The sequence below is a fragment of the Bacillota bacterium genome, from assembly GCA_033549065.1.
GTDB lineage: Bacteria > Bacillota > Dethiobacteria > DTU022 > DTU022 > JAWSUE01.
The window spans coordinates 1-5,926 of the sequence record JAWSUE010000025.1; the positions used below are offsets into that span (position 1 = coordinate 1).

The following is a 5,926-nucleotide window of genomic DNA, read 5'->3' on the forward strand; positions in this document are numbered from 1 at the left end:
GCTACCCCGCCGAAAATAAAACAGAGTCCGACAATGGTCGCGACTGTAACGTTGCCCCAGAGCACACTGCACTTCAACTTCCAGGAATATATGTAGAGCAATATGTTGGCGATGACAGCGATCAAAAACGCCGGCGGATTAATGAAGATGGCAGTGATCAGAGAGAGAACCGATCCGATTGCTGAAAACATAAGCGCTCCGCGCGGACTGATCGTTCCGGCAGGCAAAGGACGGTCCGGTTTATTGATCCGGTCTATTTCAATATCGAGATAATCGTTCCAGGCATTTGTGGAAACAGTAATTAGAAGCACCGTAATGGTAGCCATGATAACCGGCCACCATGAGTCCGGTCCGGCCAAGTAACCGCTTAGAATGACTGCAATGCAGCCCGCCAGGGCATTAATCGGTCTTCCCAGCCTGAAGAATTCTTTAAACAATTGACTCACCCCATTTCATAACATATTTTATCGTATAAATTTCTCCCGGTCATCTGCAATAAATATTTCCCGGCTTTAGACTAAATATTATTTAAGGATTGTTCCAGGAACACCCTTGACAGTTCATATACACTTTTTGTTATATTTAAGCTGAAGGGAGGATTCTGATGCCTTCCACCGCTTACTTCAGATTTTACGCTGAGTTAAATGATTTTCTCCCGCCTGAAAGAAAACAGGTTAAGTTTGCTTATTCTTTCTTTGGCCAGCCTACCGTGAAAGACCTGATCGAGTCACTGGGTGTTCCCCATACCGAGGTTGATCTCGTCCTGATAAACGGTGAATCGGTTGGTTTCACCCGTCAGGTAGAAGAAGGTGATCTGGTCAGCGTCTACCCCGTATTTGAAGGTTTTGATATCAGCCCCGTTATCAAGGTGAGGCCGGAACCACTGCGTGTTCATCGATTTATCCTCGATACCCATCTGGGTAAACTGGCTTCGTACCTGCGCATGCTCGGTTTTGATGTTTTATACCAGAACGATTATGCCGATGAAGTTCTGGCCCATATCTCGGCTGACGAGCGCAGGATCCTACTGACCAGGGATCGCGGATTGCTTAAACGATCAAAAGTGACACATGGCTACCTGGTTCGAGCGGATAATCCACGCGACCAGCTCCTGGAAGTGCTTCGCCGCTTTGACCTGTTTAATTCAGTTTACCCTTTTCAACGTTGTATGCGCTGCAATGAATTACTCGAACAGGCTTCGCTTGAAGATGTAAAAGAATCTGTACCTCCCGGAATCCAAAATAAAACTGATCAGTACAGGCGTTGTCCGGGCTGCGGCCGGGTCTATTGGAAAGGCTCTCACTATGATAAAATGGTTGATTTCATCAACTGCCTTGACAAGGATTAGTATATTTCGCCGCTATAAAATATAATGTAACTAACAGTATCATCGTCATAGCTATTCTATAAGCAGGGGGACATTGCTGATGAGAGATGGCTACATCGACGGAACAATACTTCAGGCAGCCTTGAAAGAAACTGTAGATAAGCTCCATGAAAAAAGAGAAGCATTAAACCGGATTAATATATTTCCCGTGCCGGATGGTGATACGGGGAATAATATGCTGGCGACCCTGGAATCAGCCTGCCGGGAAACTGAAAAAACAGCCTCCCCATCCCTCCACGCCATCGCAAACGCCGCTTACTGTGGGGCCCGTGAAGGTTCCACTGGAAACTCCGGAGCAATATTTGCTCAATATCTAGGGGGATGGGCCGCTGCCTTTTCGAACCTTGAAGCGGCAGGCGCTGAAACCATATCAAAAGCGCAGGCCCTGGGAACGAAAAATGCCTATGGAGCAGTATTGAAACCGGTTGAAGGGACTATCCTGACGGTTGCCCGTGAAGCTGCCGAAGCGGCTGAGAAGGAAGCATCCGGCGAGAACCTGACCAGCACCCTGCTTGCTTCATACCACCAGGCCAGAAAAGCCCTGGTCAAAACAGCCAAAGTTCTTCCTGTTTTGCGCGATCAGAAAATGATCGATGCCGGGGGATGGGGGCTCCTGATCTTTATATCTGCAATATTAACCGTGATGAACATTCCTACCGGCAAGGCAGAATTTAACTTCAAGGCCAGTTCCAACTACTTCAAGAGCCGCGATGACTATGAATTTGATCATCCCTACGACATGGAATTTATAGTAAGGGCTGCATCAAAGATTGAACCGGCTATCCGAAAGATTCTAAAGGATTCCGGCTCGGAGTTGATTACGCAAACCAACCAGGAACACTGTCATGTTCATATCCATACCGATAATCCACTCGATATTGCCGAGCAGTCTGCTACACTGGGCAAAATCACCGGGATAATCATCAGAGATATGCGAGCCCAGTATTATTCCATGGCAGATCAGGAGAGCAGCAATGTCAAATATAAGGCGGTCGCTTTCGGTAAAAGTCCGGGTTTTCTGGCCATGTTCGCCATGGCCGGGGCGCAGGTCGCGATAAGCACCGGTATGATAATTAAGAAGGCAAGGATACTGGAAGAATATAACTCGGATAACACCCTGATGATCAGTTCGGAAAAGATTGAACTTGCTTTCCTGAATGAACCTGTTCTGGTTGTTGACGAAGAAGCAAGGGTGCTCGCTTCACTGGTCTCATTATATTCTCCGGAAAAGCCGACACCGGAAGTAGTCAGGGAAGCCGCTGATTATCCCAGAATCGCTTCCATTATCAGAAAAAGCGATCATTTCATGATCTCACTTAGCAGCAGTCCCGGATACGAGGGCGACTACCGGGACTGCCTCTTTCAGGCTGTTTTACTTCTGAAACCGCAGATTGGCGAAGTTCTTACCCTTTATTACAGAGCACCCACTGACCGCAGAAAGCTGGAAGAAATCCTCCCCGGCCTGAAAGAAGAATTTCCCTCCCTGGAAACGATCGATCTCTACTTTGGTGGGCAGGAAATTCCACTTGTTATCACCATCGAATAAATTATGCCTGGTCATAAATGTATGCTATACCGATGATTCCCGGTCCGGCATGCGCTCCCATTGCCGGTGTAAAGGGAACGATTTCGATCTCTGCATCGGCGATAATTTTCTTAACTCTATTTATAATAGGTGCCAAACCAACTTCCGCATTGGCATGGGTAGCTGCCACCCTGATATTTTTTGCTTCCATCGTGTCTTTCATAAATTCATCCAGGATCAATTTAACAGCCTGCTGCTTGCCCCTGGCTCTACCGAAAAATTTAGTTTTACCCTGATTGATATAAATTAAAGGTTTGACGTTGAAAAGGTCACCGGCCACGGCGGCCACCTTCCCAACCCGCCCGCTCTTTTCGATATACTTCAAGGTGTCAAACATCACTACCAGCTTGGCGTTGGGTACCAGGCATTCGATCTTTTCTTTGATCTCACTTAACCCAAGACCCTGCTGGCCAAGTTTTGCCGCCTCTATTGCCAGAAGGCCGGCTGCAGCTCCGGCAGACTGGCTGTCAAAAACCAGGACCCTGTCTGCCTCTGCTTCCGGGAGTTCTTTGCTTGCCTGTAAGGCAACATTATAAGAATTGCTCAGCTCCGATGTAACGGTGAGGCAGAAAACAGAACCACCGTTGTTCAGGATTTCCTTAAAAGAATTGAAGTATCTTTCTACAGATGGTATTGATGTTGTCGGCAGCTCGGAAGCAGAGACAAGTTCGCTGTAGAAGCGCTCCGGCTCGATCTCGAATAAATCCTGGTATATCCTTTCACCGAAATGAATATTGATGGGAACAATTGTTATATCAAGCGTTTCGGCGGTTTGAAGAGAGGGGGCACAGATGCTGTCTGTTACTACCTTCACAGCCATTAGAACCAATCCTTCCTGAAGGCTCAGGCATTTATTCAGGCCTGTTTCTATTATAAATTAATCCGGTCCGGCAGTAAAATAACCAGTATAAATTAGCCGATTATTTTAAACGCCGGGGGGTATAATAGTAAAAGCAAGTCATAATTAACCGGTTTTGTTCGAAATAAATTTTATTGCAGGGCACGGATCTTATATCCTAAATCGTTTTTATAGTAGGGTGGTGGAGAAGCAGTTGAATCGAACTAATTCCGCTGAAGAAACTGTTTCAGCCGCAATAGAAAAATATGCCGACATGGTTCGACGCATTTGCTTCCTCCAGCTCAAAAACAGCGCTGATGTGGAGGATGTATTTCAGGATGTTTTTCTTAAGTATTACCTGAATTCCGGAATGCTTCAGGAGGAAAGACATCAAAAAGCCTGGCTCTGCCGGGTAACCTACAACAAATGTAAGGACATGAATAAAAGTGTCTGGTCCAGAAGAACGGTCAGTATAAATGATCTGGAAATACCTTTTGAGAATGAAGAAGAGAGCGAACTGATGGCCGCAGTACTCAGGATGTCACCGGCAGATAAAAATTTAATATATCTGCACTACTTTGAAGGACTGACAATACCGGAGATAGCCGAGATCACCCGGCAAAAGACGAACACGGTATATTCTCAACTGAGAAGAGCCAGGGGAAAACTGAAGCGAGAAATGGGAGAGTTATCATGATGGAACGCTTTGTAAAATATATGGATCGAATAAAAGCAGAAGATGAACTTAAAATAAAAACGAAATCTTCCGTTCTTCATGCCCTATATGAGGCTGGATCTGTAAAAGAAGCAGTTTATATGAAAGAGCGGCCTGCCGACCAGGGTGTCTTTAAAAAGCGTATACTGGTTGGCCTATCAACAATTGCAGCCTGCCTGGTGCTCGCCATCGGTGGCTATGGTTATTACAGTACCCCTGTCAGCTTTATCAGTTTTGATATCAATCCCAGCATAGAACTGGGCATCAATGCCTTTAACCGGGTGGTCAGCGCTGAAGGGATCAATGAAGACGGTGAAATGCTGCTTGAGCATTTTAAAGTTGCCAACCTTTCTCCGGCAGATGCTGCGGAAACATTCGTCCGGGAAGCAGCTTCCAGTGGTTATATTGCCGGAGACGGTTCGACAGTTATTGCGATTAATGCCCAGGCAGCCAGTGAAGAAAAGTCCCTTCAACTGCAGACGGTGATCAGTGGAAGGGTTGAGACACTGCTTGATGATATGGATACAGATGCCATAGTATTTGCTGACACAGGCACTCTGGAACAGAGAAAAGAAGCAAGAAAAATGGGGATATCAGCCGGTAAGTACAAAATGCTCTCTTACATGAATACCCTGGATCCGGCAATAACCATAGAACAATACCGGCACAGACATTTCCCCGAACTCATCGAGGAAGCAAATCAGTTGATTAACCAGTTTGGTTCAGGTGGAATGCAGGCAAGAGAATATGAACAGACAAGAAGAATGGTTATGAACACCGCCCGGGAAATCGAAGAAATCAGGAGAACGGAGCAGGAACAGGTCCGGCAGCAGAACAGGAATCAATCCGACATCAACGAGGACAATGAACAAAATCAGGGAGAGGATACCGAAAGTAAAAGTGATCCCGGAAAATACCAGGGAGATAATCTAAAAAATGAAGGAGACGGAAAGAGATGAAGAAGTTAGCGATTGTTGTTTCTATAATTTTATGTTTGGGACTTGCAGGTACTGCTGTATTTGCATTGAATAATGAAGAACCCGCGCAGCAGCAAATTTGTACCCAGGTTGGTGATTGCGATGGGGATTGTGAACGGGAACAGGTTCGCGAACAGGTAAGAAGCTGTGAAAAAGAATTTACACAGAAACAGGAACGCACTCAGAGTAAGCAATCCGGTCAGTAAGCATTCGGTTTGCGATCGGTGCAGACCAAATGTCTTTATCAGGACTTCTTCTTTCCAGGGGAAGTCCTCCTTTTTATATCTGAATATCAATACATTAGAGCAGGTTTTCCTGAACATACCATTACCTGTTATAATGATTATAAAATACCCGGTAAGGATTTGATCAAATTGAAATTAATAGAGGATAATATAACTAACAATGAACTGAAGACAATGTC

The 5,926-nt window shown here is 45.6% G+C and carries 8 protein-coding genes; 6 read left to right on the plus strand and 2 right to left on the minus strand.

Annotation, left to right across the window (positions count from 1 at the left end; genetic code table 11):
* Window positions 1–437 (minus strand): UbiA family prenyltransferase (locus SCJ97_11320; GenBank protein MDW7740622.1); only part of this gene is annotated, 437 nt, incomplete at its 3' end.
* Between the two features lie 167 nt (window positions 438–604).
* On the opposite strand from SCJ97_11320, the gene SCJ97_11325 reads away from it, so the two are divergent.
* The gene (locus SCJ97_11325; protein MDW7740623.1) at window positions 605–1,348 is read left to right on the plus strand and encodes a Mut7-C RNAse domain-containing protein; all 744 of its coding nucleotides are present in this window, start codon (window positions 605–607) and stop codon (window positions 1,346–1,348) included.
* Window positions 1,349–1,427: 79 nt separating this feature from the next.
* Window positions 1,428–2,933: a DAK2 domain-containing protein gene (locus SCJ97_11330; protein MDW7740624.1), complete on the plus strand. Its 1,506-nt coding sequence runs from the start codon at window positions 1,428–1,430 to the stop codon at window positions 2,931–2,933.
* A 1-nt stretch (window position 2,934) separates the two neighbouring features.
* Here SCJ97_11330 and SCJ97_11335 read toward each other — a convergent pair whose 3' ends face one another.
* The gene (locus SCJ97_11335) at window positions 2,935–3,792 is read right to left on the minus strand and encodes a DegV family protein (GenBank protein MDW7740625.1); all 858 of its coding nucleotides are present in this window, start codon (window positions 3,790–3,792) and stop codon (window positions 2,935–2,937) included.
* 232 nt (window positions 3,793–4,024) lie between these two features.
* Between SCJ97_11335 and SCJ97_11340 the strand changes: the two genes are divergently transcribed.
* The 4 genes from SCJ97_11340 to SCJ97_11355 all read left to right on the plus strand — a co-directional run.
* Window positions 4,025–4,507: a sigma-70 family RNA polymerase sigma factor gene (locus SCJ97_11340; GenBank protein MDW7740626.1), complete on the plus strand. Its 483-nt coding sequence runs from the start codon at window positions 4,025–4,027 to the stop codon at window positions 4,505–4,507.
* Window positions 4,507–5,484 carry a hypothetical protein gene (locus SCJ97_11345; GenBank protein MDW7740627.1) on the plus strand — a complete coding sequence of 326 codons (978 nt, stop codon included), beginning with the start codon at window positions 4,507–4,509 and terminating at the stop codon, window positions 5,482–5,484. The genes SCJ97_11340 and SCJ97_11345 overlap by 1 nt, the downstream gene beginning before the upstream one ends.
* Complete coding sequence (locus SCJ97_11350) at window positions 5,481–5,708, plus strand: hypothetical protein (protein MDW7740628.1); 228 nt, start codon at window positions 5,481–5,483, stop codon at window positions 5,706–5,708. Before SCJ97_11345 ends, SCJ97_11350 begins: the two co-directional genes overlap by 4 nt.
* An 18-nt stretch (window positions 5,709–5,726) precedes the next feature.
* On the plus strand, window positions 5,727–5,926 hold a 200-nt coding region (locus tag SCJ97_11355; protein ID MDW7740629.1), incomplete at its 3' end, for a hypothetical protein.